Raw genomic sequence first — 26,850 nt, 5'->3', positions numbered from 1 at the left:
GGCGCGCGGGAACCGCGCACCCTAAGGTCCTCATTCCGCTGCGATGCCGGTGGTCTTGGCGGCGATCGCCTCGGCCATGTCGATCACGTTGCGCGCCATCTTTTCGCTGGCCGCGTCGATCATCTTGCCGTCAAGGCTGGCCGCCCCCTTGCCCGCCGCCTCTGCCGCGCGCAGTTCCTCAATGATGCGTTGTGCGCGGGTCACCTCTGGCGCTGGCGGGCTGAACACGTCGTTGGCCATGTCGATCTGGCTGGGGTGGATGGCCCATTTGCCCTCACATCCCAGCGCGGCGGCGCGGCGGGCGGCGGCGACAAACCCTTCGGGATCGCTGAAATCGCCAAAGGGGCCGTCCACGGCCCGCAGCCCGTAGGCGCGGCAGGCGATGACCATCCGGGTGATCGAGGCATGCCACTGATCGCCCGGGTAGTCCGGGTTCAGCCCGCCGATGTTCACCGTACGCGCCCGCATCGAGGCCGCGTAATCCGCCACGCCGAAATGCAGCGCCTCCAGCCGTCCGCCGAACTGTGCGATGGCCTCGACATTGGCCATGCCCAGCGCGGTTTCGATCAGCGCCTCCATGCCCACCTTGTGGGTCAGTCCGCAGGCCTGTTCGATCTGGCTCAGCATGGCCTCGACCATGTAGAGATCCGCCGGAACGCCCACCTTGGGCACAAGGATCGTATCGATGCGATCCCCCGCCTGTTCCATCAGATCGATCACGTCGCGGTACATGTAATGGGTGTCCAGCCCGTTGATCCGCACCGACACGGTCTTGCCCTTGCCGGCCCAGTCGATGCCATTGAGCAGCTGCACCGCGTTCTTGCGCGCCTGTTCCTTTTCCGGCGGCGCAACCGCGTCTTCGAGATCGAGAAAGACATAGTCGGCAGCGCTTTCGGCAGCCTTTTCCACCATGCCGGGGTTGGAGGCGGGCACCGCCAGTTCCGAACGGTGCAGGCGCTGACGGCGCAGCGGGTGAAGCGTATGAGACATGAGATCAACCTTTCCTGTGGTCAAAGCGGGAGTGTCCGCGCCCGTCAGGGGCGCAGCACAAAGCGGAAATTCGGGTGGGGCCTATTCGGCGGCGATGGCGTAGGGGTGTGGGGGCCGCAATCCGGTGAGCCAGTCCAGCGCGGCGGCGACACCGGCGCCGGGCGGCACAGGCACGCCCGTGCGCATCAGCGCCAGCTCCATCAGGGACAAGGCACTCAGAATGCGGCCCTCATCGACATCGCCCATGTGGCCGACCCGGATGACATCCGCCTGCAGCGGGCCAAGCCCGGCGCCGAAGATCGCGTTGCACTCTTCGCGCGCGATGTGCAGGACCTGCCGCGCGTCGACGCCAGCAGGCAGGCGCAGCGCCGTCACCGTATCGGCGCGGTGACCGCAGGCGGCGACAACCGTCAGCCCCATGGCCTCTGCGCCCCGGCGCAACGCCTCTGCCAGCCGCGCATGGCGCGCAGCCACATCGCCCCCCGCCGCAACACGGTCCAGCGCGGCGCGCAACCCGCGCAGCAGGGGGTGCGGCACGCGGGCGGCACGTGCCTCGGAAAAATCGCGGTAGGCAGGACGCCGGGCATCGCAGCGCGCCGCCGCAAGTGCCCGCTCCCCCAGCGCCAGCATCGACAGACCTTCGGGCAGCATCAGCGCCTTGTGGGCCGCCGTCACGGCCAGATCGACACCCCAGGCGTCCATCTCGAACCGCATCGCACCAAGGGTGGACACCGCGTCCACCATCAGCAGCGCTTCGTGGAAACAGGAGTCCAGCGCGCGCCGCACGGCGGCCACGTCAGACAGCGCGCCGGTCGAAGTCTCGCAATGGGTGACAAGGACCGCCTTGATCTCGCCATGCACGTCACGCCCAAGGATGCGGTCGAACTCCGCCACCGGCAGGGGCGCCCCCCAAGGCGCATCGACGACCACCGGGATCAGACCCAGCATCCGCGCCATGTCGACCCAGAGCGAGGAAAATTGCCCGTGCCGCGCCATCAGAACCTTGTCGCCCGGCATCAGCGTGTTCATCATCGCCAGTTCCCAGGCAGAGGTGGCCGAACCCGGAAACAGCAACACCTCTGCCGCCGTTCCAAACAGGCGCTGCATATCACGGGTCACGCTTTGCGGCAGATCCGCGGACACCGGACCGGACCGCATGGCCTTGCGCACCACCTCTGGCACGGCGCCATGGCCGGGAATGAAATGATGGGTTTCGGTGCTGTGCATGACGGCCCTCCCTGACTGTCTTGCAGCCACCATGCGCCGACATATTCAAAAACCAAAACGTTGCCGGGTCCTGCTGTAAATGCAAAAATTTACACCGGCGCGAAATTGTAAATGTGTGAAATTTAGTATACTGTAAAATACCATGAAGACCTTTATCGGACCCCGCCTGCGCCGGCTGCGCATCGAGCATGGAGAAACCCAGGTGCAGATGGCCAAGCGGCTGGGCATCTCCACATCCTACGTGAACCTGCTGGAAAAGAACGAACGCAGCGTCTCTGTCCCGGTGCTTCTGAAACTGTTCGAGGCCTACGGCGTCGACTGGCGCGACATTGCCGAGGATGACGACACCGCCCAGTTGGCCGATATCCGGGCCGCCCTGCAGGATCCCCTGTTCGAGGACGGCCGCCCCGACCTGCCGCAGCTGCGCGCGGCCCTTGCGCATAGCCCGGACCTTGCCGCCTGCTTTCTGAAACTACACCGCGCCTATCTTGCCACCAACGACCAATTGATGAGCATCGCCAGCGCGGGCGACGGCTCCAGCCGGGTCATGCCGCATAGCTCCGAGGCGGTGGTACACAACTTTTTCCGCAGCAATCGCAACCACTTCGAGGCGCTGGAAAAGGCGGCCTCGGGGTTCTGGTTCGGCGAAAGCGTCGCGCCCGATGACATCTATACCGCGCTCAAGCAGCGGCTGAAGATCCGCCAGAACCTGAACGTGCGTCTGATGCAGGTGGCCGAGATGCCCGATACCCTGCGCGAGTATGACGCCGACCGGCGCGAGGTCCGCCTGTCCGAGGCGCTGGACCACCCCAACCGCGTCTTTCAACTGGTGCATGTCACCGGGCTGATCGAACAGGAGGCGCTGCTGGAGGAGATCCTGTCCCGCTCCGGCCTGTCGGACGCCAAGGGGCGCGCACGTTGCCGCGTCGAACTGGCCAACTACTTCGCCGCCGCCGTGCTGATGCCCTACGACCGGTTCTTGTCCGAGGCGCTGGCCAGCAAATACGACTTCGACCACCTGGCCACCCGCTTTGGCGTCAGCTTTGAACAGGCTTGCCACCGCGCCACCACGCTGCAACGCAGCGGAGCGAAGGGCGTGCCGCTGTTCTTCCTGCGAATCGACAAGGCGGGGAATGTCACCAAACGGTTCAACGCGACGGACTTTCACCTTGCTGAATACGGCGGCGCCTGCCCCCGGCTGGAGGTCCACTCCTGTTTCCGCACCCCCGGCCTGATCGTCCCGCAGGTGGTCGAGATGCCGGACCGCTCGCAGTTCTTCGTCTTTGCCCGAACCGTCGACCGGCCCAGCTTTGCCCGCCACCGACAGGACGGGAGACTGGCCGTGGCGATGGGCTGTGCGATGGAACATGCCTCCAGCATTGCCTACGGCGAGGATCTGAACCTGCGGCAGGCCCATGCGACCCCCATCGGCATCAATTGCCGTGTCTGCCCGCGCGCCAATTGCGAACAGCGCGCGCATCAGGCCGTGGTACTGTCCGAACCGGTGGACGCCAACCGCCGTGGCGCGACCCGTTACGCCGTCTGACGGGCCCGACTACGGCTTGACCCCCAAACGCCCCCGGCCTTTAGTACCGTCACGCGCCCATTGAGCGCCTGACGAACCGCCCTAGTTGTATTCAGATCACTCGCAACACGACCTTTCGACCCTCGTCCGCGCGCAATTCTGCCGCGCATCCCCTCCCCCAAAGAGACCGGAGTTCACATCGTGACCCCAACCCTTCATCCCGCCGTGCACGCCCTTGCCGATGAACACCAGCGCGGTGCGCTGTCCCGGCGCGAATTCCTCACCCGCGCCACGTCACTGGGCGTCAGCGCCGCCGCCGCCTACGGGCTGATCGGCGCCGCCCTGCCAAACGCGGCCAGCGCCCAGCCCGCTCAGGGCGGCACGCTGCGCATTCAGTCCGCCGTCCGTGCGCTCAAGGATCCGCGCACATACGACTGGCCGGAAATGTCCAACTTCTCGCGCGGGTGGCTGGAATACCTTGTCGAATACCAGCGCGACGGCTCTTTCCAGCCGATGCTGCTGGAAGGCTGGGAGGTCAACGCCGACGCCACCCAATACACCCTGCGCGTCCGCCCCGGCGTGACATGGCACGACGGCACGCCCTTTACCGCCGCAGACGTCGCCTTCAACATCACCCGCTGGGCGGATCAGACGGTCGAGGGCAACTCGATGGCGTCACGCGTGGCGACGCTTGTCGACCCCGACACCAAGACAGCCATCGACGGCGCGATCACCGTCGCCGACGACCTGACCGTGACGCTGACCCTGCCCGCGCCCGACATCACACTGATCGCCGGCTTCTCGGACTATCCCGCCGCCATCGTACCGCAGGATTTCGACGGCGACCCGATGAAAGCCAAAGGCACCGGCCCCTTCGTTCCGGTGGAACTGGAGGTTGGCGTCAAATCCGTCATGACCCGCGCCACGGATCACACGTGGTGGGGGACGGACGTCTTCGGCGGCCCCTACCTCGACCGCATCGAATACATCGATTTCGGGACAGAGTCGGTTAACCATTTCACCGCCGCCGACTCCGAAGAGATCGACATGGTTTATGAATCGCTGGGCGAATTCGTCGATTTGATGGACAGCATCGGCTGGGAGCGGACGGAAACCGTCACCGCGAACACCGTCGTGATCCGGACCAACCAGAAGGCAGAGATCGACGGCAAGACCCCATATGCCGACGTCCGCGTGCGCCGCGCGCTGGCCATGGCCGTCGACAACACCGTGGTTCTGGAACTGGGCTATGGCGATCAGGGCACCGTCGCGGAAAACCACCACGTCTGCCCGATCCACCCGGAATACGCGCAGCTGCCCGCGCCGGTCCATGACCCCGAAGGCGCCGTGTCCCTGATGGCAGAGGCCGGCTTCGCCGATTTCGAGCATGAGCTGATATCAATCGACGACAACTGGCGCCGCGACACCTGTGACGTGGTTGCCGCGCAGCTGCGCGATGCGGGCATCAAGGTGCGCCGCACCGTGATCCCCGGCAACACCTTCTGGAACGACTGGGACAAATACCCCTTGTCCGCCACCGACTGGGCGCAGCGCCCGCTGGGTGTGCAGGTGCTGGCGCTGGCCTACCGTTCGGGAGAGGCCTGGAATGAGACCGGCTTTGCCAATGCCGAATTCGACGCGACGCTGAAAGAGGCGATGGCCATTGCCGATGCCGATACCCGGCGGACGCTGATGGCCAAGCTGCAGCAGATCATGCAGGACGAAGGCGTGGTGATCCAACCCTACTGGCGCTCGACCTACCGTCACACCAAGCCGGGCGTCATGGGAGCCGAACAGCACCCGACGTTTGAAATCTACCCGGCCCAGCTGGGCTGGGCGGGCTGACCCGCCCCGCGCCCCGGGGCATCGCTCCGGGGCGTTTTCGCTGGCCTTCGGGTCACGCTGTCATCAGCAACCGCGCCTCGTGCCGCTTCAGCGAGGGCGCCACTGGCGGCAGGACGTTTCTGGGGTTCGACAGTTCCGGGAAGAGGTCCAGCAATTCCCGCCGCGCCGCATCTTCCAGCCCGCCCAGCGCGCAGGGACCGGGATACAGGCTCTCGGTGGCCGCCCCTTCGGAAATCAGGATCTCGTGCCGGTCGAAGAGCAGGTGGACATAGGTCACGAAATCCACATCCTCCTGCAGGACATTCACCCCGTCCACCAGATCCTGCGCCGCCACCAGCGCACCGTTCAGACCGAACAGCATCATCACGCGCCAGTCGGAGACAAAGATGCGGTGCTGCGGAGACACGACCAGATCGCGGGTGTTGCCGATGGCCCCGGCCCTGAACCGGATCGGCCCCTGCCCGCTTGCCGGACAATACCGACGCCGCCCGGCCCAGCGCACCACAGCCTTGCGCCCGTTCAGCGTGGTGACCCTGTCACCGGGGCGGAGGCGTTCGATCGGCCGCTGGCCCTGCGGCGTCTCAATCAGTGTCCCGGCCGCGAAACAGATCGGCGCGACGTATTCGCTTGCCTGATAATTCGGCCCTTCGGCGGCACCGGTGATGGTCAGCGGCACGCCCGAAGGTGGCCAGCTTCCCGGATCACCGACAAAGGCAACCCCCTCGATCGTTGCGAAGGGCGGGCTGGAGTCGCGCACGTTGAAACCGATCAACGTGTAGGTGTTGGTGCCATCCGTGACCGTAAAGGAATACTCCGCCTCGACCACCGTGCCATCGGCATAGGTGACGCCGTTCACCTCTTGCGCGCCGTCCAGTTGTTGCTGTCCGTCGTTGTCGCGGAAATCGTCGTCGTTGTCGCGAATGTTGATGGCGGTGCGCTGGGTGCCCAGCGTGATCGTCAATCCGACAAGATGAGAGCCATCGCCCTGCGTCACACCATCCAGCTGCCCCCCACCGCTGATGGTGAGGTCGTTCTCGTCCTGAACCCAGATACTGTAATTGGGCATGACTGGTGCGCCGCTTTACTACGATTTTCCAACAAATATGTCTAAAATGTGGCATTAATTGGGCACGTTTTTTCCCGTCCCGTCCTCGGCGCCAAACCGCATCCGGTCAACCTCACCCAGCACCGCCGCCACCTGCGCGCGCAACCACTGATGCGCAGGGGACGAGTTGTTGCGATGGTGCCATGCCATGTGCAGTTCGACCCGCGGCATGTGAAAAGGCAGATGATACAGGCTCAGGCCCAGCGTCTCTGCCCGGGCCAGCGCCAGTTGCTCGGGGACAAAGGCGCACAGATCGCTGGTTGCGACCGCCGACAGAACGCCGCTCATGACGGGCAGGGTCATGGCAATCCGTCTGGACCGCCCGACCCGCGCCAGCGCCGCGTCCCCCATGCCCGTGAGCTTGCCTTCGGGAGAGAACAGCACATAGGTCAGATCCGCCACAAGATCGAGCGGCACAACCTCGCCCGCCGCCACCCCGGCCCGCGCCAGCCGGCCTTGCCCCTTGCGCGCGATCAGCACAAAACCCGAATGATGCACCGGTTCCGAGGTGACCCATTCCGGAAAACCGCCGCGCGGAATGATCGCAAGGTCGATCCCCTCGCTGGCCAGCGTGCCGATATAATTGTCCGGCACCAGATCGACCTGCTGGATCTGCATCAGCGGGGCCTCGCGGGAAAAGACCTGCGCCAGACGCGGCATCAACATTTCGGAATAGAAGTCGCTGCCGGAGAGCTTGAAACTGTTCGTGGCGCGCGCGGGATCGAAACGCGCGGGCCCCTCCAACAACTGCTGCGCCCCTTGCAAAAGCTCACCCAGCGGGGCCTGCAAACTGAGTGCAAAGGACGTCGGAACGATCCGCTGCCCCTGCCGGACAAAGAGATCATCGCCAAAGGTCGCACGCAGCCGCGACAGCGCGGCGGACACCGCCGATTGCGACAGGCCCAGCCGTTCGGCGGCGCGCACGGTCGAATGCTCGATCAACAGCGCATCCAGAACGGGCAGCAGGTTGAGGTCGACGTTTCGCAAATTCATGACGTCGATACTTACCATATAATTTATGCGTTATACAGGTTTATTGCCTTGGGGCAGTCTGGCCGCATCACCTTCAGACAGGAGACAGCGCCATGAGCATCAAGACCAAATGGAACGGAATGGAATACGAGGTCCTGACCGACAGAAACAGCGGCGTCACCTCGATCGGGGCGTTCGTCAGCCTTGACGCCCCCGGCGCCGGACCGCCGCGCCACATCCACCACGATGCCGACGAAAGCTTTTACATCCTCTCCGGAGAGGTCGATTTCTGGATCGCGGGCAAGACGATCCCCGCACAGGCCGGGCAGATGCTGACCGTCCCGCGCGGCACCGAACACGCCTTTCTCATCGTCGGCGAACGGCCCGCGCGGATGCTGACCATCCTGACACCCGGCGGGTTCGAACACTTCTTTTCCGATGTCGCCGCCGAAAACCTGCGCATCTCCGAGGATCTGCCGCGCATTTCGGAAATCGGCAAGGACTACCACCTCAGCTTTACCGGCCCGCCGATGGCGGCGCCCGCAACCGAAGGAGCGCGGGCATGAAGGGCGTCGCATCCTGGTTCTTTGGCGCAGCCGCGCTTGCGGTCATGATCGGCATGTCCTGGGGCATCGTCATGGCGGCCACCGGCGATCACAGCCTTGCCCCCGCCCATGCGCATCTGAACCTCGTCGGCTGGGTCACGATGGGCCTGTTCGGGGTTTACTACCACCTCGTCCCGGCGGCGGCCGGACGGCTGGCGCAGATCCATTTCGCTGTGGCCCTGTTGGGGCTGGCGCTGATGGTGCCGGGCATCGCCATGGCACAGAGCGGCGGGTCTGAGGGGTTGGCCAAAGGCGGATCGGTCCTGTCGATCCTGTCCATGCTGATCTTTCTGGTGACCGTCTTGCGCCACAACAGCCTGCGGCCCTGACCACGCACAGTCCAACGCAAAATGGCCGCCCCCCGGGGCGGCCATTTCCGCTGCAGAAACGCGGCTTACCAGTCCAGCACCACCTTGCCGGATTTGCCGGATTTCATCGCGGCAAAGCCTTCTTCGAACCGGTCCACCGGAAAGCGATGAGTGATCACCCGGCTCACGTCCAGACCGTTTTCCAGCATGGCGATCATCTTGTACCAGGTCTCGAAAATCTCGCGCCCGTAGACGCCCTTGATGGTGATCGCCTTGAACACGATCCGCGACCAGTCGACCGGCGATTTGCCCGGCGGGATGCCCAGCAGGGCAATCCGCCCGCCCATCACCAGGGTCTCGACCATCTGGTCCAGCGCCGCCTGATTGCCCGACATCTCAAGGCCCACGTCAAAGCCCTCTTTCATCTTCAGCCGCGCCTCGACGTCTTTCAGATCCTCGGTCGCGACGTTGACCGGGATCACATCCGTCACCTGCGCGGCCAGCGCCAGCCGGTCGGGGTTCACATCCGTGATCACCACGTGCCGCGCCCCCACATGACGCGCCACCGCCGCCGCCATGATGCCGATCGGCCCCGCGCCGGTGATCAGCACGTCCTCTCCCACCAGATCGAAACTCAGCGCCGTGTGCACCGCATTGCCCAGCGGATCGAGGATGGCGCCGATCTCGTCCGGGATCTCATCCGGCAGGGGCACCACGTTGAAGGCCGGCAGACGCAGATATTGGGCAAAGGCCCCCTGCTCATTCACCCCGATCCCGCGCGTTTCCGGGTCCAGATGGAACTTGCCCGCGCGCGACTGGCGCGAGTGTTTTCCGATCAGATGCCCCTCACCGCTGCACCGCTGGCCGATCTTCAGATCGTCCACGTTGCGCCCGATTTCGACGATCTCACCGGCGAACTCATGCCCTGTGACCAGGGGCACCGGCACCGTCTTTTGTGCCCATTCGTCCCAGTTCCAGATGTGGATGTCGGTGCCGCAGATGCCGGTGGCCCTGATCTTGATCAGCACGTCATCCGGCCCGATCTCGGGCACCGGGACATGCTGCATCCACAGCCCTTCCTCCGGCTTTGCCTTGACCAGTGCTTTCATCCCGTTGTTCATCAGATCACCCCCAGCGCGCGGCCAACCTTGCCGAACGCGGCCAGCGCCTTGTCCAGATCCTCGCGCGTCAGGGCCGCGCTCATCTGCGTACGGATGCGGGCCTGCCCACGCGGCACCACCGGAAAGAAAAAGCCGGAGACATAGACGCCTTCTTCGAACAGCCCCGCCGCCATGTCCTGCGCCAGTTTCGCCTCGCCCAGCATGACCGGGATGATCGGATGCTCGCCCGGCAGCAGGTCGAACCCCAGATCGGTCAGCCCCTTGCGCCAATAGGCGGCGTTTTCGAACAGGCGGGCGCGCAGGTCGTCGCCCTCTTCGACCAGCCGGATCGCCTCGATCCCCGCTGCCACCACGGCAGGCGGCAGCGCGTTGGAAAACAGGTAGGGCCGCGCGCGCTGGCGCAGCAGGTCGATCACCGGCTGCGGCCCGGCGATATAGCCGCCGATGGCCCCGCCCAGCGCCTTGCCCAGCGTGCCGGTCAGGATGTCCACGTCGACGCCGAAATGCGCCGGGGTCCCCTGCCCCTTTGGCCCCATGAAACCGGTGGCGTGGCAATCATCCACCATGACCATCGCCTCATATTTTTCCGCCAGCGCAGAAATCTCTGGCAGTTTCGCCAGATAGCCATCCATCGAAAAGACGCCATCGGTGGCGATCAGGATAAACCGCGCGCCATCTTCGCGCGCCTGCTTCAGCTGCCCTTCCAGATCCGCCATGTCGGAATTGGCATAGCGATAGCGCTTGGCCTTGCACAGCCGGATGCCGTCGATGATCGAGGCATGGTTCAGCGAGTCCGAAACAACCGCATCCTCTGGCCCCAGCAGCGGCTCGAACAGCCCGCCATTGGCGTCGAAACAGGCGGCAAACAGGATGGAATCGTCCTTGCCCAGAAAGCGCGCCAGCCGGGTTTCCAGCTCGCGGTGCAGATCCTGCGTGCCGCAGATGAACCGGACAGAGGCCATGCCATAACCCTTTGGCCCCATTGCCCCCTGCGCAGTGGCGATCAGGTCGGGGTGGTCCGCAAGCCCAAGGTAATTGTTGGCGCAAAGGCAGATCATCTCGCGCCCGTCCACCATGATCTCACCGCCCTGCGGCGAGGTGATGAGGCGCTCGCGCTTCATCAGGCCCTCGGCTTCGATCTGGGCAAGGGTTTCGGTGACATGGTTCAGGAATCGCGTGGTCATGTTGGCCTCCTTGTTAGGGGGAAGACTAACATAACGGATGCGAATCCGAAATAGGGGAAATTCAGTATGTCGGAAAAATATCCGCTATTGCGTCACTCGTTTTTCGTCAGGCATCCTGCACCACCAGAAAGGCCCGCGCCACGCCCTGCGCCGCAATCCGGTGCGCCACGTCCGCCGCGTAACGTGCCGTGTCTCCGGGGCCAAGATGTTCGACGGCGGTGCCGCTTGTCACCTCGACCTGGCCTTCGATCACGCTGAGATGTTCGCGCGCCCCGCGCGAATGCGGCAGGCTGTCCAGCACGCCGCCCGCTGCAAACCGCAATTCATAGACCTCGTGCCGCCCGGCTTCCTCTGGCGGGGACAGGATGCGGATGGTGCAGCCCGCGCCGCGGTTCTCGATCGTCGGCACATCCGCCGCGCGCAGCAATTCGATCTGCCGGTCGGGGGCCTCTTCCAGCAGGCCCGCAAAATCCACCTGCAAGGCGCGCGTCAGGTTCCACAGCGTTGCAATGGTCGGAGAGGATTCGCCCCGTTCGATCTGGCTGACCATGCTGCGGGACACGCCCGACAGCTTGGCCACAGCATCCAGCGACAGGCCCTGCGCACGGCGGGCCTCTTTCAGGCGGGCCGGCAGTTTGGCCAAGATTGCGTCAGCGTCTTCCGTCATACCGGAGGAATATCCGCATCCGCCAAAACGGACAAGCCCCGTGACGCCTTAGCCGGCCGCCCGCGCCAGTGCGAAGTGGTCCGCCCCGGCCAACGTCACGCCCGCCGCCCGCGCCATGTCCCAGGCCAGCGCAAGGTTGCTGCCAAAGACCGGCATCGCCAGATCGCGCTCCAGCGGGCCGATCACCTCCAGCGTTTTCAGGTTGGTGCAGGACAGGAACACCGCCTCGGCGCCGCTGTCCCGCGCCGCCTCGGTAGCCGCACCATAGATGCTCTGCGGGGCGATCCGCGCCACCCGCGCCTCGACCTCCTCGCCGAAATGCAGCGCCTTGGCGACCCCGATCCCCGCCGCCTCGAAGGCCGCGCAGACCGGCTCGGCGATGTCGAGCGTATAGGGCGATACCACGGCCAGCGACCGCACCCCCAGATGCGCGCAGGCCGCCTGCGCCGCGCTCAGCGGATTGCAGACCCGGCCCGCCGTGCAGCCGCCAGAAACCAGTTCCGCCACCCGCTCCGCGCCGATCAGGGTCGTGCCAGAGGTGCAGGCATAGCCAACGGCCGCATAATTCGGCGCCTGCGGCAGTTGCCGCGCCGCGCCGGGCAGGTCCACCTCCATCCGGGCGATGGTCTCTCGCGTCAGGTCGGCGCCAGAGTTGACCCGCGCCACATGCAGCGCCAGCGCGGGTTCGGGGAACAGCCTCCGGAAATCGCCCTCGATGGTTTCATCCACCTGCAAGACGATCAGGCCCAGCGCCCCGGCCCCCGCACGCGGCGGTGTCAACTCATAGGCAAAGCCGCTCATATCTCGATCACCGGCAGGTCAGATGACGCACGCGGCGACAGCAATTCCGGCCCCCCTGCCCGCAGAACGATATTTTCCTCATGCACCATGATCCGCCCCGGTGCGACCACCGCAGAGGGTTCCAGCGTCAGCACCATGCCCTCGCGCAGCGGCGTCCGGTCCAGTTCCGTGAACGACGGCCATTCCGTCAGCGTCACACCCAGCCCATGGCCCAACCGCCCGCCGCCCGGCTCCGTCCCCTCGGCGCGCAGCCCCTCGGTCAGGATGCGATGCACGTCGCAGGCCCGCATACCGGGGCGCAACTGGGACAGCGCCCGCTCTGTCGCGGCGAACAGCGCCGCATGGGCCCGCCGCGCCGCGTCGCTTGGCACACCCACCGCGAAATTCCGGTCGAAATCGCAGAAATAGCCGTCCTTCACCGCGCCCGTGTCCAGCATCAGGATATCGCCGCGCGCCAAGGGCTCCGCCCGCGCCGGGGATATCACGTCGCCATAGCCATCCGGCCCGGCCCCGCCCGCGACATAGCTGACCCAATCCGCCCCGGCCTCCAGCAACAGCGCCTGAAACCCGCGAAACACCGTGTCCAGAACCGGACGCTCGGCCACCATCTCCGGCACGCGGTCAAAGGCCCGCCCGGCAATCCCGCAGATCTGCCGGATCTTCGCGATCTCATCCTCGGACTTGATCTCGCGCACCCGCTGCACGGCCTCGGTCCCGTCGACAAAGACCCGCGGCGCCACAGCCTCGACCACCTGCGCATAATCTCCCAGGGGCATCCGCAGGCAAGTTTCCAGCCCCATCGGCACGCCGATCCGCCCCGCCTCCGGCACCAGCGCGCACAGCGTATCCACCAGCAGGCTGACCCCGTCATCCCCCGGCACCGGGGCGGGCCATGTCCGGATGTCCACCGTGCCGCAACGCGCCATCAGCGGCTGGCCGATTTCCGGGATCACCGCCACCGGGCGACCCGAAACCGGGACAATCACGAACCACGGCCGCGCCGGGCTTTCCCAGAACCGCGTCAGAAAGCCGGTGACATAGAACACATCCGCCGCAGAGGTCAGCAACAGCGCATCCATCCCCTGCCCCGCCATCGCGCCCTGCAAGGCCGCGCAGCGCCGCGCGTATTCCCCGGGCGCAAAGGGCAGCGCAGTCTCAGCCATAGTCTCAGCCATCTTCGGGGCCTTCGCTCAGGATCGCCAGCACGCGCGCCCCGCGATCCACGCCCTCCAGCCCCGCGATCAGCGCCGCCAGTCCCGCCCCGCCAGATGGCGTGGTGGCCAGACCATGCGCCGCCAGTTCGGCCACACCTGCCTCTGCCTCATCCTCGGTGATCGTCACAAACAGATCCGCATCCGCCGACAGCCCCGTCAGCGCGATCATCGACGGCGTCTTGCAGTCCAGCCGCCCCATCCCGGAGACCGGTCCCGTGGTCGTCACCAGTTCCCCGGCCCGCACGCTTTCCAGCAGCGCGGGCGCATAGTCCGGCTCCACCACCACGATCTGCGGCGCATCCCCCCAGACCTTGCGGAAATACGCCGCCAGCGCCGCCGCCAGCCCCCCGACCCCGGCCTGCAACAGGATATGCGTGGGCTGGTCCGGCACCTGCCGCGCGGCCTCTGCCGCCATCTGCAGATAGCCCTCCATCACCGCCGACGGCAGATCGGTGTAGCCTTCCCACGAACTGTCCGACAGCAGGGTCCAGCCGTTATCCAGCGCCGCCGCCTCTGCCGCCGCCATGCTCTCCTCATAGGTGGCGCCCGCGCGGACCACCTGCGCCCCCTTGGCGCGCAGCCGTTCGGCAAAGGCCTCGGGCACAGTATCGGCCAGATAGATCACCGCCCGCGCGCCAAAGACCCGCGCACCCGCCGCCACCGACAGCCCGTGGTTGCCCGCGCTGGCCGCCACATAGGTGCGCTCCAGCCTTGGCATCTGCGCACCGGAATCCGCCTCGACCGCATCGCGCGCGATGGCGAAACTCGCGCCCAGCGCCTTGAAACTGCCCAGCCCCATGCGCGCGCTTTCATCCTTGATATACAGCGCCCCGACACCGCAGGCCCGGGCCAGTTCCGCCCGGTCATAAAGCGGCGTCTCACTGTGCATCGGACAGCGCGCCAACAGCGCCGCCACCCGCGAGACGTCATCCACGGGACGCAGCGCGCCGGGCGTCATGCCACGGCCACGGAACGGATTGGTCAGGGACTTGGGCAAGACGGACAGCCTCCTTGGCGGGTTGATTGGATGACGCCCGGGGCGGGAACGGCATCGGGCGATGCTACGCGCAAATACGCGCGCCGGTAAACCTTTGCACCCGCCCCGGCAAAACCGGCGCGCGAAATCCGATGGTTTTGCTCGCAGCCCGGCGCGTTGAGGTCTAAAAGGCAGTAAACGGCGGCACTCCGGTTGCAATCCCGGTGCCGCCCGAGGGAGGGAAACCATGACATTCAAACCGGCGGAATGGCCGCGCAAGCTGCGCTCGCAAGAGTGGTACGGCGGCACATCGCGTGACAACATCTATCACCGGGGCTGGCTGAAAAATCAGGGCTACCCGCATGATCTGTTCGATGGCCGCCCGGTCATCGGCATCCTCAACACATGGTCGGACCTGACGCCCTGCAACGGCCACCTGCGAGAACTGGCCGAAAAGGTAAAGGCCGGCGTCTGGGAGGCCGGGGGCTTTCCGCTTGAGGTGCCGGTGTTCAGCGCCTCGGAAAACACCTACCGCCCCACGGCGATGATGTACCGCAACCTTGCCGCGCTGGCGGTCGAGGAAACCATGCGCGCCCAGCCCATCGACGGCGCGGTGCTGCTGGTCGGCTGTGACAAGACCACGCCCAGCCTGCTGATGGGCGCGGCCTCGACCGATCTGCCCTCTATCGTCGTGACAGGCGGGCCGATGCTGAACGGCTGGTTCCGGGGCGAACGCGTGGGATCGGGCACCGCGCTGTGGCAGATGTCAGAGGACATCAAGGCCGGAAAGATGACGCAGGAGGATTTCCTGGAGGCTGAACAGGCCATGAGCCGGTCCTCGGGCACCTGCAACACCATGGGCACCGCCAGCACCATGGCCAGCATGGCAGAGGCGTTGGGTATGGCGCTGTCCGGCAATGCGGCGATCCCGGCGGTGGACGCCCGCCGCCGCGTCATGGCGCAACTGTCGGGCCGCCGCATCGTGCAGATGGTCAAGGACGATCTGAAACCCTCGGACATCATGACCAAACCCGCCTTTGAAAATGCCATCCGCACCAATGGCGCGATCGGCGGATCGACCAACGCGGTGGTGCACCTGATGGCCATGGCGGGCCGTGTCGGCGTCGACCTGACGCTGGACGACTGGGATAGGCTTGGCCGTGACATTCCCACCGTGGTCAACCTGATGCCTTCGGGCAAATACCTGATGGAAGAGTTCTTTTACGCCGGCGGCCTGCCCGTGGTGATGAAACGGCTGGGAGAGGCGGACAAGCTGCACAAGGATGCGCTGACCGTCTCCGGCCAGACCGTCTGGCAAGAGGTCAAGGACGTCACCAACTGGAATGAGGACGTGATCCTGCCGGTGGAAAAGGCGCTGACCCCGCAGGGCGGCATCGCCGTGCTGCGCGGCAACCTCGCCCCCGATGGTGCGGTTTTGAAACCCTCCGCCGCCTCACCCCACCTGATGAAACACCGGGGCCGCGCCGTGGTCTTTGAGGACATCGACGACTACAAGGCCAAGATCAACGACGACGCGCTCGACATTGATGAGACCTGCGTGATGGTCCTCAAGATGTGCGGACCGAAGGGATATCCCGGCATGGCCGAGGTCGGCAACATGGGCCTGCCGCCCAAGGTGCTGAAGAAGGGCATCACCGACATGGTCCGCATCTCGGACGCGCGCATGTCCGGCACCGCCTATGGCACCGTGGTCCTGCACACCTCGCCCGAGGCCGCGCGCGGCGGTCCGCTGGCCATCGTCCGCGACGGCGACATGATCGAGATCGACGTGGCCGAACGGCGCATTCACCTGGATGTGTCGGACGCCGAAATCGCCGCCCGTCTGGCCGACTGGACCTGCCCCGAAGATCCGCCCGCCAGCGGCTATGCCCGCCTGTTCTTTGACCACGTCGAAGGCGCAGACACCGGGGCCGATTTCGACTTTCTCAAGGGCTGCCGCGGCGCCGCCGTCCCAAAGGATTCCCACTGATGCGCACCAAGATCGCCCTCGTCGGCATCGGCAAGATCGCCGTCGATCAGCACGTCCCCGCCATCACCGCCTCTCCCGACTGGGAACTGGCCGCCACCGTCTCGCGTCACGGCAGCGTCGAGGGCGTGCCCGCCTACACCACGCTGGAGGAGATGATGCAGGCGCATCCCGACATCTCCGTCGTCTCGCTCTGCGTGCCGCCTGTGCCGCGCTATGACATGGCCCGCGCCGCCCTGATGGCGGGCCGCCATGTCATGCTGGAAAAACCGCCCGGCGCCACCCTGTCGGAATGCCACGCGCTACAGGATCTGGCCCGCGCCAAGGGTGTGTCGCTCTACGCCACATGGCATTCGCGTGAGGCCGACAAGGTCGCCGAAGCCAAGGCATGGCTGGCCGATCGCCCCCTCCGCCGCCTCACCGTGACGTGGAAAGAGGACGTGCGCCGCTGGCACCCCGGTCAGGCCTGGATCTGGGAGCCGGGCGGCCTTGGCGTCTTCGATCCCGGCATCAACGCGCTCTCCATCGTGACCGAGATCCTGCCCGACCCGATCCACCTGACATCCGCCACACTGGACGTGCCGGAAAACTGCCAGGCCCCCATCGGCGCCACCCTCTCCTTTGCCCACCCCAAGGGCGCGGAGGTCGAGATGGCCTTTGACTGGCGGCAGGAGGGCGAACAGATCTGGACCATCGAGGCGGAAACCGACGACGGCACCCTGACCCTGCTGGACGGCGGCGCGCGCCTGATCCTCAACGGCACCGAAACGCACGACACCGAGGGCCCCGCACTGGCGGGCGAATACCCGCGCCTCTATGCCAACATGGCCCGCCTGCTGGCCTCCAACAGCATCGACATGGATCTCTCGCCGATGCGCCACGTCGCCGATGCCTTTACTCTTGGCCGCCGCGTGACGGTCGCCCCCTTCATCGAATGATCGCCCTCAAGGAAGACTGACATGACCGACGCCCTGACCGGCATCCTGCCCGTTGCCCCCACCCCGTTCCACGCCGATGGCCGCATCGACGAAGAGGGCATGCGCCGCGTGCTCGACTGCCTGATCGATCAGGGCATCGACGCGATCTGCATCCTTGCCAACTATTCCGAACAGTTCGTCCTCTCCGATGCGGAACGCGAAACCCTGATGCGAGTCAGCCTCGAACACGTCGCGGGCCGCGTGCCGGTGATCGTCACCATCAGCCATTTCTACACCGGCATCGTGGTCGACCGCGCCAAGGCCGCCAAGGCAATGGGCGCGTCGATGGTGATGATGATGCCGCCCTATCACGGCACCGGCCTGCGCGGGGATGAGGCAGGCATCTACGAACAATTCGCCGCCGTGAACGCCGTCGGCATCCCGGTCATGGTGCAGGACGCGCCGCTGTCCGGCGTCACCCTCTCGGTGCCCCTGCTGGCGAAAATGGCGCGCGAACTGGAACACGTCAGCTATTTCAAGATCGAATGCCCCTTTGCCGCCGACAAGCTGGCCGCGCTGATAGAGGCCGCGGGCGATCACATCCTTGGCCCCTGGGACGGCGAAGAGGCCGTGACCCTGTTGGCCGATCTGGACGCGGGCGCCACCGCCACCATGACCTCGGGGCTGCAATGCGAACACATCCGCCCCATCGTCACCCACTACCTTGCGGGCGACAAGGACGCAGCACTGGCCCAGTGGACGAAATGCCTGCCGCTCATCAACCATGAAAACCGCCAGTGCGGCCTGCGCGCCGCCAAGACCGTGATGATGGAAGGCGGCGTAATCGGATCGGACCATGTCCGCCACCCGCTGCGCCCGATGTCAGACCGCACCAAGGACCGCCTGCTGCACCTGGCGCGCGACATGGACCTGATCGCGCTGAAATGGGGCAAGTGACGGACCAGCACGCGCGCCCCGGCCCCATGCGTGGCGCTGCACGCATGGGCGCCACCATACAAAGCACTTGAGAGGTAACTTCAGGTGGACACGGCAGACAGCACACCCAAGGGGCGTCAGTCGATTACGCCCTATTTCACGGTCACCGATGGAGACCGGCTGATCGGATTTCTGACCGACGTATTCGATGCAAGCGTGATCAAGGAAAACAGATATAGCGACAACCGCATCCAGCACGCGCGCCTTCGCATAGGCAACTCGATCATCATGCTGAATGAAAGCTCGAACGACTACCCGGCCAATACGTCTCAGATGCATCTCTACGTTGATGACACAGATGGCGTGTACGAACGGGCACTGAAATCGGGGGCCGTCTCCCTGATGGAGCCTAATGACCGGCCGCATGGCGACCGAATGGCGGGCATAAAGGATCCATGCGGCAACGTTTGGTGGATCGCCACAGCGCGATCCTAGAACCGCAACCGCCGGGCAGACCGGCAAGACGGTTTTCAGGTCTCCAAGCGGACACAGCCCTGCGCCCGTCGGCCGCCGCGCGCAAACTGCCTCCTGACATGGCATTCGCGCACCATCGGCCCACCCCGCCTGCCCTTGCCGGTCCCTGCCTCTGGCCTCTGCCCCGCCGCGCCGCTATGCCTGCCGCCGAAATGCCCAACCCGGTGGAGAACAGATGACCAAGCGCCTTGCCCTTCTGCTGATGGCCCTGACCGTCTTGACCCTTGGCGGATGCGCCGCAACCCCGCCGCCGGGCGGGCCGGATCGCGTCGCCGCGTTGGCCAAGGAAATCGAAGGTTTGGGGCCGAACGTGGACCCGGCCGAGGCCGCGCGCGCCGCCCGCATCGCCTACAGCTATTCCATGCAGTTGAAAGCGGAATACGGCGTCACCGACTCGCCGATCATCCACAACGTCAAGGTGCACAACGGCGAACGCCAGCGCGGGTTGTGCAACCATTGGGCAGAGGATCTGCACCGCCGCCTGTCGCAAGAAGGGTTTCGCACGCTGGACATGCGCCGGGCCATCTCGCCCCGCTCTCCCTTCCGCATAATTCACCACAGCGCCGTCATCACCCCGCGCGGCCAGACGATCTACGAAGGCGTCATTCTGGACCCGTGGCGCCATGGCGGGCCGCTGTTCTGGGGTAAAACCACTGGAGATGACCGCTACAACTGGCGCCCGCGCGAAGAGATTATCCAAGAGTTCATGCAAGCGCGCGATGCGCGCGCGGGCTGACTCAGACCCAGCGCATCCAGCCCAGTGACTCCTCCGTCGCGCCCTCTGGCCGGTACTCCGCGCCCAGCGGCGCGGCCCAGCCCAGATCGGCGATCCCGGCAAAGACCTCGCGATACGCCACCTCGCCGTGATCCGGCGCGCCCCGGTCGGGCACGGCGGCAAACTGGATATGTCCCACATGGGGCAGCACGTCCCGCAGCCGGTCCAGCACGCCCTGCGCGCCGCCGCCGTGGGTACGTCCCACATGGTAGCAATCGAACATCAGCTTCACCCCGCTCAGGCCCAGCTCTTCGATCAGGTCGGCCCCTTGCGCGCAGTCGCGCAGAAAATAGCCCGGCACGTCAAAGGCATTCAGCGGTTCGATCAGCAGCGTGATCTCCGCCGGGGTCACCTCACGCGCATAGGCAAGGTTCGCCAGGAAACTGTCCTGCGCCGCGCCGCCTTCGGCAACGCCGGCCATGACGTGAATGTTCTGCGCCCCGATGTTCTGCGCGTAGTCCACCGCCTGATCGATGCTGGCCCGCGCCGCCTCCTCCTGCCCCGGCAACGCCGCTAGACCAAACAGCCCATCGCCCCCGCGCACGGTGTTCAGCCCCAGCATCGGCAGGCCGGTGTCCGTCAGCGCGGCGCGCACATCCGCCTCCGGCACCTCGTAGGGCCAGTGACACTCCACCGCGTCGAACCCCGCCGCATGGGCCGCGCGGATCGCCTGCGGCAGGGGCAGCCCTGTCCAGAGAAACCCCAGGTTTGCCGAAAACTGCAGTGTCCGTGTCATGAACTTCCCCCCTGCGCCGAAGCCTGCGACAGTCTTCGGCCAAGCCCGCTTGGGACGCAAGCCGCGCGGAGCCAAGTGTTAAGGATCGGTAAAACCGTCCTTGTAACCCCTTGATCTGGCATTCCCCCTAAACTGTCCACGCGTGGACACATGAAAAAAGGGCCGGGAAATCCCGGCCCTTTTTCGCTGTTTCTATCCGTCTCAGTCCGCCGGATCCGGCGCCGCTTCCACGGCCGGGGCCGTCGTCGCCCGCGCCTCGCAAAAGGCCCGCTCCAGAGGCTCTGACGGCAGCGTCCCTTCGCACCTGATCTGCGGCCCCATGAACTTGTTCGGAACCGAGGTGGACAGCCACGGAATGTAGGTGACCATGATCAGGAAGACGAAGAGCACGGCCAGGAAGGGCAGCGCCGCGCGGACGACCCGCATCATCGGCATGCCCGCCACGCCGGAGGTCACGAAGAGGTTCAGACCCACCGGCGGCGTAATCATCCCGATCTCCATGTTCACCACCATGATGATGCCCAGATGGATCGGATCGATACCCAGTTGCAGGGCAATCGGAAACACCAGCGGCGCCACGATCACCAACAGGCCCGACGGCTCCATGAACTGGCCGCCGATCAGCAGGATCACGTTGACGATGATCAGAAAGGCGATCGGCCCAAAGCCCGCATCCAGCATCGCCGTGGCGATCTGCTGCGGGATCTGCTCCTCGGTCAGCACGTGCTTGAGGATCAGCGCGTTGGCGATGATGAACATCAAGGTGACGGTCAGCTTGCCCGCCTCGAACAGCGTATCCTTGGTGTCCTTGTGAAAGAACGCCGTCAGCAGGGCGATGGGCTTGCGGACCAGCGGGATGTTGGGCCCGCCCTCCTTGTTCGCCAGCGGCCCCATGTCCCGGTAGACAAAGCAGGCGATGACAAAGGCGTAGATCGCCGCCACGGCCGCAGCTTCGGTCGGGGTAAAGATACCGCCGTAGATGCCGCCAAGGATGATGACGATCAGCAACAGGCCCCAGACGGCATCCCCGCCGGACTCGGCCACTTCGCCCCAGCCTTTCCATTCACCCTTGGGCAGGTCGCGCACGATGGCGATGCCAAGGATCGTGACCATCAGCATGCCGCCCGCCAGAAGGCCCGGAATGACACCGGCCAGGAACATGCGACCCACCGAGACATCCGTGGCCGAGGCATAGACCACCATCACGATGGACGGCGGGATCAGAATGCCCAAGGTGCCCGCGTTGGCGATGACGCCCGCGGCAAAGTCCTTGGAGTATCCGACCTGCCGCATCCCGGCGATCACGATAGAGCCGATGGCAACCACGGTCGCCGGGGACGACCCGGACAGCGCCGCGAACAGCATGCAGGCAAAGACACCCGCAATGGCCAGACCGCCCGGCAGGTGCCCGACGCAGGCGATGGAGAAACGGATGATCCGCTGCGCCACGCCGCCCGTCGACATGAACGACGAGGCAAGGATGAAGAAGGGAATGGCCAGCAGGGTGTAGTGACCGGCCATCGCCTGAAAGAAGGTCTGCGCAATCGACGACAGAGAGGCATCCGAGAGGACCAGCAGAAAGACGATCGAAGAGAAGCCCAGCGAGACGGCAATCGGAACACCGATCAACATCAGCCCGATCACCATGGCAAAGAGAATGACGACATCCATGGGATCAGTCCTTGTTCAGGTGGGCGACTTCGTCGACCGCATCTTCGGCTTCGTGGCTGACGATCAGGCTCTCGTTCTTGCCCTTCCAGATCCGGACCGTGGCCTGGATAAAGCGGAACAACAGCAAGGCCGCGCCAAACGGCAGAATGAAGTAGGGAATGAAGCGCGGGATCTTTTCATAGGTCTCGCCCTCGTTCATCCACGGCTCGATAAAGCGCAGCCATTCCGGCATCGGCACCTCAAGCACTTCGTACCAGCTACGGTAAGAGGTGCGCGTCATCTCTTCGAACCCGGTCGGGAACCAGCGCCCGGTCGTCTGCGGCAGGTTGGCGAAATTGGCCCAGTAGTCCCACGCCCCCTTGAGCAGCAGAAAGGCATAGACCACGCAGACCGCCGCCGCGATGAGGGTCAGCACCTTGCGTGTCGACGGCGCAACCATGTTCACCACTGCGTCCACGCCAAGGTTGGCGGTTTTCTTGACCGCATAGCTGATCCCGAACAGCACCAGCCACGCAAAGAGGAAGGAGGTCAACTCCAGTCCCCAGCTCAGGCCGCCGGGCAGATCGACGTTCAACAGGCCCTCGACCCAACGGCCAAACGAACTGTTCACGCCGTAGCGCAGGACAACGTTGATGAACGTGATGATGGTCATCAGCCCGAGCAGGAGCGCGATGACCGTCTCCTCAAGCTCGTCGATGAAGCGGCCGAACAGGCTGTCCGGCGGATTATGAGATGACATGTCCCCTCCTCGTCCCCTGTGCGGGGTACAAAAAACCCGGCCCCTCTCTTGCCAAAGGGGCCGGGCGCAAAGGCCTCGCGGCCTTTCAGTTTCCGGCGTGGCGGCAGATTACATGCTGCCGTTGATCGCCTGTGCCGCGTCGATGTTTTCCTGACCGACGTCACCCACGAACTGTTCCCAGACCGGCTTCATCGCGTCGACCCATGCCTGACGCTGTTCGGCGGTCAGTTCGCGCACAACACCACCGGCGTCGATCACGGCCTTCTTGGCCTCTTGGTTGACCTTGAAGGATTCGGCGTTCCGCGTGGTGGTCACCTCTTCAATGATAGTGGCCAGCTGATCGCGCACATCGGCGTCCAGACCTTCCCACCAGTCGACGTTAGTCACCAGAAGGTAGTCGATGATGCCGTGGTTGGTTTCGGTGATGCCGTCCTGCACCTCAAAGAACTTCTGGCCGTAGATGTTGGACCAGGTGTTTTCCTGACCGTCCACAACGCCGGTCTGCAGCGCGCCGTAAACCTCAGAGAAGGCCATCGGCTGCGGGCTGACGCCGATCGCTTCCATCTGCGCCTTCAGCACTTCGGAGGGCTGCACGCGGAACTTCAGGCCGGCCGCGTCGCCGGGCAGGTTCAGCGGCTTGTTGGCGGACATCTGCTTCATGCCGTTGTGCCAGAAGGCAAGGCCCAGCAGGCCGCGGCGGGTCATGGATTCCTTCATCTTCTGACCGGTGTCAGAGTTCTGGAACGTATCGACCGCATCGATGTTCGCGAACATGAAAGGCAGGTCGAAGATGCGGAATTGCTTGGTAAACTGTTCGAACTTGGACAGCGAAGGCGCCGCCAGCTGAACGTCGCCCTGCAGCATCGCCTCAAGAACCTGGTCATCGTTGTAGAGGGTCGAGTTCGGGAAGACCTCCATGCAGGCCTTGCCGTCCATCTCGGCGTTCACGCGCTCTGCCAGCAGGGTCGCCGCGACGCCCTTGGGGTGGCGGTCGGTGTTGGTCACGTGGCTGAACTTGATGACGATTTCGCCCTCGTCACAAGCAGCCTGAGCACCGGTTGCGCCGGTCACGGCAATGGCTGCCGCCGCGGCGGTCATCAGAAACGTTTTCATCGGTATCCTCCCAGATACTGGTCATTATCCGAACTGCCCCTCCCGGGCGTTCGATGTACATACGAAACGCTGTGCCGGAGGTCATGGCAAGACCTTGATTCGCGCGACCGGAAGAACACGAATCTGACATTAATGTCAGCGACTTAATCCCTGAAATGCTTGGCACGGAATGCCGCGGCTCAAGCAGCTGTGCGGAATCCCGCACAACTGTTATCGTCCAAAGTGCGGGAAATCGCACAACCTGTATGCAAAAGGCGTAGAATCGCCTTTTTGGGCATCATTTGCCTGCATCACCGCCCTCGACATCCGCAGAAGCGCTTTCCACCCGTTCTCGAAAGGCGCGGGGCGACATGCCAGTGGCCCGCGCAAAATCGCGGCTGAAATAGGCCGGATCATTGTAGCCCAGCAGATAGGCGATTTCGGCAATGCCAAGGTTGGTGAAAAAGAGATTCCGGCGCGCTTCGCGCATGATCCGCGCCTTGATGATCTGCGACGCACTGCGCCCAGTGATCCCGCGCAGGACGCGGCTGAGATGCGTCGGCGTGACGTGCAACTGGCGGGCATAGTCCTCCACCCGCAAGTGGCGGTCAAAGCTGTCTTCCAGCAAGACCTCAAACCGCGCGCGCAGATCACTGTCGCCGCGCGAGACGCGGGATTCGTCCAGATCCCGCAAGGCACGAGCAACATCCCCTAATAGCAGGGCGGAGAGGCTGCGCAGGAAATGCGCGCGTGCATGCCTGCGGTCAGAATGCTCTGCGAAGATGCGCTGCACGGTCCCGCTCACCCCCGCTGCGCTGACAAGGACGGCCGGACGATCCAATTCCAGGCGTAGTCCTTCATCCGCCAGCAACACCTGATCCAGCAGTTCGGACGCCATCGTCACGACCCACCCGTTTGTCCCGCTCTGAAAGCGAAAACCATGCACGGATCCCGCTGGGATATTGACCAGAGATCCCGCCGATAGCCGCTCCGTACCGGTTTCCAGCAACGCTTCCCCCCCGCCCGATTTCAGCAGGAGGACCTGATGCAGACGCGCATGGACGTGGGGGCGGAATTCCCAATTGTTGATCTGCGAGCGCGCCTGGATGGTTTCGCAGTGCACGATATCGGGCAGGTCGCCCTGCTCCCCGAACAGGGCGAAGGTTTCTATCGGTGGTTTTCGCGCAGCACTCATGTTCGATTTGTACAAGTTTTCGTTCAAAGCGTCCATTCAGCAGCCCCGCATCCAATGTCATTTTCGTCCAACCTGCTGGAGGAGAAACGCGATGAAAGTTCAAGTCGGTATCATCGGCGGCGGCCCGTCTGGCCTGCTGCTGTCGCAACTGCTGCATCTGAGGGGGATCGACACCGTCGTTCTGGAAAAGCACAGCCGCGACTACGTGCTGGGGCGGATCCGGGCCGGGGTTCTGGAACACGGCTTTGCCGAGTTGATGCGCGAGGCCCAATGTGGCGACCGGATGGACCGCGAAGGTGAAATCCACGACGGTTTCTACATCGCCCATGACGGCATCAAGAGCAGGATTGACCTGTCCGGGCACACCGGCGGCAATTCTGTGATGGTCTATGGCCAGACGGAAGTTACCCGCGATCTGTACGAAGCGCGCGACAAGGCCGGTGGCCATGTGGTCCACAACGCCGAAGACGTGCAACCGCACGATATCGACAGCGATGCACCCTATCTGACCTACCGCAAGGGCGACGAGGTCCAGCGGGTCGATTGTGACTACATCGTCGGCGCCGACGGGTTTCACGGCGTCAGCCGCAAATCGATCCCCAGCGAGGTGCTGAAGGAATATGAAAAGGTCTATCCGTTCGGCTGGTTGGGGGTGCTGTCGCGCACTGCACCGGTCTCGCCGGAACTGATTTATGCAAAGCACGACCGCGGCTTTGCGCTGTGTTCGATGCGCTCGCAGGTGCTGAGCCGCTATTACATCCAGGTGCCGCTGACCGATACGGTCGAGGATTGGTCGGACGAGGCTTTTTGGACGGAACTGAAACGGCGTCTGCCGCCGGACGTAGCCGATGCGCTGATCACCGGGCCGTCGATCGAAAAGAGCATCGCGCCATTGCGCAGTTTCGTGGCCGAACCGATGCGGTACGGCAACCTGTTCCTTGCGGGTGATGCGGCGCATATCGTGCCCCCGACCGGAGCGCGCGGGTTGAACTCTGCCGGTTCGGATATCTACTACCTCTATCATGCGCTGGTCGATCACTATCAGAAAGGCGACGACAGCGGGCTGGAGACCTACTCGCAAAACGCGCTGGCGCGGGTCTGGAAGGCGCAGCGTTTCTCTTGGTGGATGACCTCATTGTTGCACAATTTCCCAGACAACATTGCCTATGATCAGCGCCTTCAGCAGACCGATCTGGAGTACCTGTTGTCGTCCGAGGCGGCGTTGACCTCGTTGGCGGAAAACTACGTGGGCCTGCCCTACTGACAGACCGTCGCAAAAGCACGTTTCACGGCGACGTTTGATATGATGCCGGCGGGCAGTAAACGCAAGGTTATGAAACGCGGCCTTTGGTGTCTCGAATGAGATCGTCGGGGGCGCGTATCTCTTCTTTTAACGCAGTTCAGCGCGTCACTCCGTCTTCAGACAAGTCTCACTCTATCTGCTTACCCCGGCATTTTCCGTCCACGAAACCCGCTGCAGGACAATCAGACGCCAAGAGGTTTGCGTCCCGGGGTGAGGTGTCGCGCCTATCGTTTTCCGGATATTGGGCCACAAATACCAAAAGCGCCCCATTTGGAGCGCTTTTTGATTTGGAGATATGATCGTATTGAGAGAATATGTTGGTTTTTACTAGGTTTGGCGGCGACCTACTCTCCCACGTCTTGAGACGCAGTACCATTGGCGCGACGGCACTTAACGGCCGGGTTCGGAATGGATCCGGGTGTTTT

At 64.5% G+C, this 26,850-nt stretch carries 25 protein-coding genes and 1 rRNA gene; 10 read left to right on the top strand and 16 right to left on the bottom strand.

Annotation, left to right across the window (positions count from 1 at the left end):
- Window positions 1-30 precede the first annotated feature (30 nt).
- Together ACTXGA_RS12855 and ACTXGA_RS12850 are read right to left on the bottom strand one after the other, a co-directional pair.
- On the bottom strand, window positions 31-990 hold the full coding sequence (locus ACTXGA_RS12855; protein ID WP_443394233.1) for an HpcH/HpaI aldolase/citrate lyase family protein: 960 nt from the start codon (window positions 988-990) through the stop codon (window positions 31-33).
- An 81-nt stretch (window positions 991-1,071) separates the two neighbouring features.
- A complete protein-coding gene (locus tag ACTXGA_RS12850; protein ID WP_443394232.1) occupies window positions 1,072-2,217 on the bottom strand; it encodes a pyridoxal-phosphate-dependent aminotransferase family protein in 1,146 nt (381 codons plus the stop codon).
- Between the two features lie 142 nt (window positions 2,218-2,359).
- Here ACTXGA_RS12850 and ACTXGA_RS12845 point away from each other — a divergent pair, with 142 nt between their 5' ends.
- Both ACTXGA_RS12845 and ACTXGA_RS12840 read left to right on the top strand, forming a co-directional pair.
- Complete coding sequence (locus ACTXGA_RS12845) at window positions 2,360-3,763, top strand: helix-turn-helix domain-containing protein (protein WP_443394230.1); 1,404 nt, start codon at window positions 2,360-2,362, stop codon at window positions 3,761-3,763.
- Window positions 3,764-3,940: 177 nt separating this feature from the next.
- Complete coding sequence (locus ACTXGA_RS12840) at window positions 3,941-5,587, top strand: ABC transporter substrate-binding protein (protein WP_443394610.1); 1,647 nt, start codon at window positions 3,941-3,943, stop codon at window positions 5,585-5,587.
- Between the two features lie 52 nt (window positions 5,588-5,639).
- On the opposite strand, the gene ACTXGA_RS12835 is transcribed toward ACTXGA_RS12840, so the two are convergent.
- Window positions 5,640-6,653 carry a Hint domain-containing protein gene (locus ACTXGA_RS12835; protein ID WP_443394229.1) on the bottom strand — a complete coding sequence of 338 codons (1,014 nt, stop codon included), beginning with the start codon at window positions 6,651-6,653 and terminating at the stop codon, window positions 5,640-5,642.
- Window positions 6,654-6,707: 54 nt separating this feature from the next.
- The gene (locus ACTXGA_RS12830) at window positions 6,708-7,685 is read right to left on the bottom strand and encodes a LysR family transcriptional regulator (RefSeq protein WP_443394228.1); all 978 of its coding nucleotides are present in this window, start codon (window positions 7,683-7,685) and stop codon (window positions 6,708-6,710) included.
- Between the two features lie 92 nt (window positions 7,686-7,777).
- On the opposite strand from ACTXGA_RS12830, the gene ACTXGA_RS12825 reads away from it, so the two are divergent.
- Together ACTXGA_RS12825 and ACTXGA_RS12820 are read left to right on the top strand one after the other, a co-directional pair.
- Window positions 7,778-8,230 (top strand): cupin domain-containing protein, encoded by a 453-nt coding sequence (locus ACTXGA_RS12825; RefSeq protein WP_443394226.1) that lies wholly within the window; start codon window positions 7,778-7,780, stop codon window positions 8,228-8,230.
- A complete protein-coding gene (locus ACTXGA_RS12820; RefSeq protein ID WP_443394225.1) occupies window positions 8,227-8,598 on the top strand; it encodes a hypothetical protein in 372 nt (123 codons plus the stop codon). Before ACTXGA_RS12825 ends, ACTXGA_RS12820 begins: the two co-directional genes overlap by 4 nt.
- A gap of 65 nt (window positions 8,599-8,663) precedes the next feature.
- Here ACTXGA_RS12820 and tdh read toward each other — a convergent pair whose 3' ends face one another.
- From tdh to ACTXGA_RS12790, 6 genes are all read right to left on the bottom strand, one after another.
- Window positions 8,664-9,698, bottom strand: a complete 1,035-nt coding sequence (gene tdh, locus ACTXGA_RS12815) for an L-threonine 3-dehydrogenase (protein WP_443394223.1) — start codon at window positions 9,696-9,698, stop codon at window positions 8,664-8,666.
- Window positions 9,698-10,882, bottom strand: a complete 1,185-nt coding sequence (locus ACTXGA_RS12810; RefSeq protein ID WP_443394221.1) for a glycine C-acetyltransferase — start codon at window positions 10,880-10,882, stop codon at window positions 9,698-9,700. The genes tdh and ACTXGA_RS12810 overlap by 1 nt, the downstream gene beginning before the upstream one ends.
- A gap of 106 nt (window positions 10,883-10,988) precedes the next feature.
- Window positions 10,989-11,549 (bottom strand): helix-turn-helix domain-containing protein, encoded by a 561-nt coding sequence (locus ACTXGA_RS12805; RefSeq protein WP_443394219.1) that lies wholly within the window; start codon window positions 11,547-11,549, stop codon window positions 10,989-10,991.
- A 48-nt stretch (window positions 11,550-11,597) separates the two neighbouring features.
- The gene (locus tag ACTXGA_RS12800; protein ID WP_443394218.1) at window positions 11,598-12,350 is read right to left on the bottom strand and encodes a maleate cis-trans isomerase family protein; all 753 of its coding nucleotides are present in this window, start codon (window positions 12,348-12,350) and stop codon (window positions 11,598-11,600) included.
- On the bottom strand, window positions 12,347-13,513 hold the full coding sequence (locus ACTXGA_RS12795; RefSeq protein ID WP_443394608.1) for a M24 family metallopeptidase: 1,167 nt from the start codon (window positions 13,511-13,513) through the stop codon (window positions 12,347-12,349). The genes ACTXGA_RS12800 and ACTXGA_RS12795 overlap by 4 nt, the downstream gene beginning before the upstream one ends.
- Window positions 13,514-13,517: 4 nt before the next feature.
- Window positions 13,518-14,561 carry a pyridoxal-phosphate dependent enzyme gene (locus tag ACTXGA_RS12790; protein WP_443394216.1) on the bottom strand — a complete coding sequence of 348 codons (1,044 nt, stop codon included), beginning with the start codon at window positions 14,559-14,561 and terminating at the stop codon, window positions 13,518-13,520.
- 226 nt (window positions 14,562-14,787) lie between these two features.
- Between ACTXGA_RS12790 and araD the strand changes: the two genes are divergently transcribed.
- The 5 genes from araD to ACTXGA_RS12765 all read left to right on the top strand — a co-directional run bounded on the left by araD (window position 14,788) and on the right by ACTXGA_RS12765 (window position 19,650).
- Window positions 14,788-16,530: an L-arabinonate dehydratase gene (gene araD, locus ACTXGA_RS12785; protein ID WP_443394214.1), complete on the top strand. Its 1,743-nt coding sequence runs from the start codon at window positions 14,788-14,790 to the stop codon at window positions 16,528-16,530.
- The gene (locus ACTXGA_RS12780; RefSeq protein ID WP_443394213.1) at window positions 16,530-17,465 is read left to right on the top strand and encodes a Gfo/Idh/MocA family protein; all 936 of its coding nucleotides are present in this window, start codon (window positions 16,530-16,532) and stop codon (window positions 17,463-17,465) included. The genes araD and ACTXGA_RS12780 overlap by 1 nt, the downstream gene beginning before the upstream one ends.
- 21 nt (window positions 17,466-17,486) lie before the next feature.
- Window positions 17,487-18,401, top strand: a complete 915-nt coding sequence (locus ACTXGA_RS12775; protein ID WP_443394211.1) for a dihydrodipicolinate synthase family protein — start codon at window positions 17,487-17,489, stop codon at window positions 18,399-18,401.
- Between the two features lie 84 nt (window positions 18,402-18,485).
- Window positions 18,486-18,875, top strand: coding sequence for a VOC family protein (locus tag ACTXGA_RS12770; protein ID WP_443394209.1), 390 nt, complete (start codon window positions 18,486-18,488; stop codon window positions 18,873-18,875).
- Window positions 18,876-19,089: 214 nt separating this feature from the next.
- The gene (locus tag ACTXGA_RS12765; protein ID WP_443394207.1) at window positions 19,090-19,650 is read left to right on the top strand and encodes a hypothetical protein; all 561 of its coding nucleotides are present in this window, start codon (window positions 19,090-19,092) and stop codon (window positions 19,648-19,650) included.
- A 1-nt stretch (window position 19,651) separates the two neighbouring features.
- On the opposite strand, the gene ACTXGA_RS12760 is transcribed toward ACTXGA_RS12765, so the two are convergent.
- The 5 genes from ACTXGA_RS12760 to ACTXGA_RS12740 all read right to left on the bottom strand — a co-directional run bounded on the left by ACTXGA_RS12760 (window position 19,652) and on the right by ACTXGA_RS12740 (window position 25,158).
- Entirely contained in the window at window positions 19,652-20,425 is a 774-nt protein-coding gene (locus ACTXGA_RS12760; protein ID WP_443394205.1) for a hydroxypyruvate isomerase family protein, read from the bottom strand.
- A 201-nt stretch (window positions 20,426-20,626) separates the two neighbouring features.
- Window positions 20,627-22,096 (bottom strand): TRAP transporter large permease, encoded by a 1,470-nt coding sequence (locus ACTXGA_RS12755; RefSeq protein ID WP_443394203.1) that lies wholly within the window; start codon window positions 22,094-22,096, stop codon window positions 20,627-20,629.
- 4 nt (window positions 22,097-22,100) lie between these two features.
- Entirely contained in the window at window positions 22,101-22,835 is a 735-nt protein-coding gene (locus ACTXGA_RS12750) for a TRAP transporter small permease (RefSeq protein ID WP_443394201.1), read from the bottom strand.
- A 108-nt stretch (window positions 22,836-22,943) separates the two neighbouring features.
- A complete protein-coding gene (locus tag ACTXGA_RS12745) occupies window positions 22,944-23,948 on the bottom strand; it encodes a DctP family TRAP transporter solute-binding subunit (RefSeq protein ID WP_443394199.1) in 1,005 nt (334 codons plus the stop codon).
- Window positions 23,949-24,225: 277 nt separating this feature from the next.
- Window positions 24,226-25,158, bottom strand: coding sequence for a helix-turn-helix domain-containing protein (locus ACTXGA_RS12740; RefSeq protein WP_443394197.1), 933 nt, complete (start codon window positions 25,156-25,158; stop codon window positions 24,226-24,228).
- 55 nt (window positions 25,159-25,213) lie between these two features.
- Between ACTXGA_RS12740 and pobA the strand changes: the two genes are divergently transcribed.
- Window positions 25,214-26,386, top strand: a complete 1,173-nt coding sequence (gene pobA / locus ACTXGA_RS12735; RefSeq protein WP_443394195.1) for a 4-hydroxybenzoate 3-monooxygenase — start codon at window positions 25,214-25,216, stop codon at window positions 26,384-26,386.
- 370 nt (window positions 26,387-26,756) lie between these two features.
- Here pobA and rrf read toward each other — a convergent pair.
- A 5S ribosomal RNA gene (gene rrf / locus ACTXGA_RS12730) occupies window positions 26,757-26,850 on the bottom strand; the annotation flags it as partial.

Origin of the sequence: Antarctobacter jejuensis (assembly GCF_052266595.1) — a bacterium.
Lineage (GTDB): Bacteria > Pseudomonadota > Alphaproteobacteria > Rhodobacterales > Rhodobacteraceae > Antarctobacter > Antarctobacter jejuensis.
Note: the sequence above shows the minus strand (reverse complement) of the source record. Positions and strands in the feature narration are given on the sequence as shown.

Bases quoted from the DNA above. Each gene is read 5' to 3' on its own strand.
- ACTXGA_RS12855 (WP_443394233.1), bottom strand. From the start codon at position 990: ATGTCTCATACGCTTCACCCGCTGCGCCGTCAGCGCCTGCACCGTTCG.
- ACTXGA_RS12850 (WP_443394232.1), bottom strand. From the start codon at position 2,217: ATGCACAGCACCGAAACCCATCATTTCATTCCCGGCCATGGCGCCGTG.
- ACTXGA_RS12845 (WP_443394230.1), top strand. From the start codon at position 2,360: ATGAAGACCTTTATCGGACCCCGCCTGCGCCGGCTGCGCATCGAGCAT.
- ACTXGA_RS12835 (WP_443394229.1), bottom strand. From the start codon at position 6,653: ATGCCCAATTACAGTATCTGGGTTCAGGACGAGAACGACCTCACCATC.
- ACTXGA_RS12830 (WP_443394228.1), bottom strand. From the start codon at position 7,685: ATGAATTTGCGAAACGTCGACCTCAACCTGCTGCCCGTTCTGGATGCG.
- ACTXGA_RS12825 (WP_443394226.1), top strand. From the start codon at position 7,778: ATGAGCATCAAGACCAAATGGAACGGAATGGAATACGAGGTCCTGACC.
- ACTXGA_RS12820 (WP_443394225.1), top strand. From the start codon at position 8,227: ATGAAGGGCGTCGCATCCTGGTTCTTTGGCGCAGCCGCGCTTGCGGTC.
- tdh (WP_443394223.1), bottom strand. From the start codon at position 9,698: ATGAACAACGGGATGAAAGCACTGGTCAAGGCAAAGCCGGAGGAAGGG.
- ACTXGA_RS12810 (WP_443394221.1), bottom strand. From the start codon at position 10,882: ATGACCACGCGATTCCTGAACCATGTCACCGAAACCCTTGCCCAGATC.
- ACTXGA_RS12805 (WP_443394219.1), bottom strand. From the start codon at position 11,549: ATGACGGAAGACGCTGACGCAATCTTGGCCAAACTGCCGGCCCGCCTG.
- ACTXGA_RS12800 (WP_443394218.1), bottom strand. From the start codon at position 12,350: ATGAGCGGCTTTGCCTATGAGTTGACACCGCCGCGTGCGGGGGCCGGG.
- ACTXGA_RS12795 (WP_443394608.1), bottom strand. From the start codon at position 13,513: ATGGCTGAGACTGCGCTGCCCTTTGCGCCCGGGGAATACGCGCGGCGC.
- araD (WP_443394214.1), top strand. From the start codon at position 14,788: ATGACATTCAAACCGGCGGAATGGCCGCGCAAGCTGCGCTCGCAAGAG.
- ACTXGA_RS12780 (WP_443394213.1), top strand. From the start codon at position 16,530: ATGCGCACCAAGATCGCCCTCGTCGGCATCGGCAAGATCGCCGTCGAT.
- ACTXGA_RS12775 (WP_443394211.1), top strand. From the start codon at position 17,487: ATGACCGACGCCCTGACCGGCATCCTGCCCGTTGCCCCCACCCCGTTC.
- ACTXGA_RS12765 (WP_443394207.1), top strand. From the start codon at position 19,090: ATGACCAAGCGCCTTGCCCTTCTGCTGATGGCCCTGACCGTCTTGACC.
- ACTXGA_RS12760 (WP_443394205.1), bottom strand. From the start codon at position 20,425: ATGACACGGACACTGCAGTTTTCGGCAAACCTGGGGTTTCTCTGGACA.
- ACTXGA_RS12755 (WP_443394203.1), bottom strand. From the start codon at position 22,096: ATGGATGTCGTCATTCTCTTTGCCATGGTGATCGGGCTGATGTTGATC.
- ACTXGA_RS12750 (WP_443394201.1), bottom strand. From the start codon at position 22,835: ATGTCATCTCATAATCCGCCGGACAGCCTGTTCGGCCGCTTCATCGAC.
- ACTXGA_RS12745 (WP_443394199.1), bottom strand. From the start codon at position 23,948: ATGAAAACGTTTCTGATGACCGCCGCGGCGGCAGCCATTGCCGTGACC.
- ACTXGA_RS12740 (WP_443394197.1), bottom strand. From the start codon at position 25,158: ATGGACGCTTTGAACGAAAACTTGTACAAATCGAACATGAGTGCTGCG.
- pobA (WP_443394195.1), top strand. From the start codon at position 25,214: ATGAAAGTTCAAGTCGGTATCATCGGCGGCGGCCCGTCTGGCCTGCTG.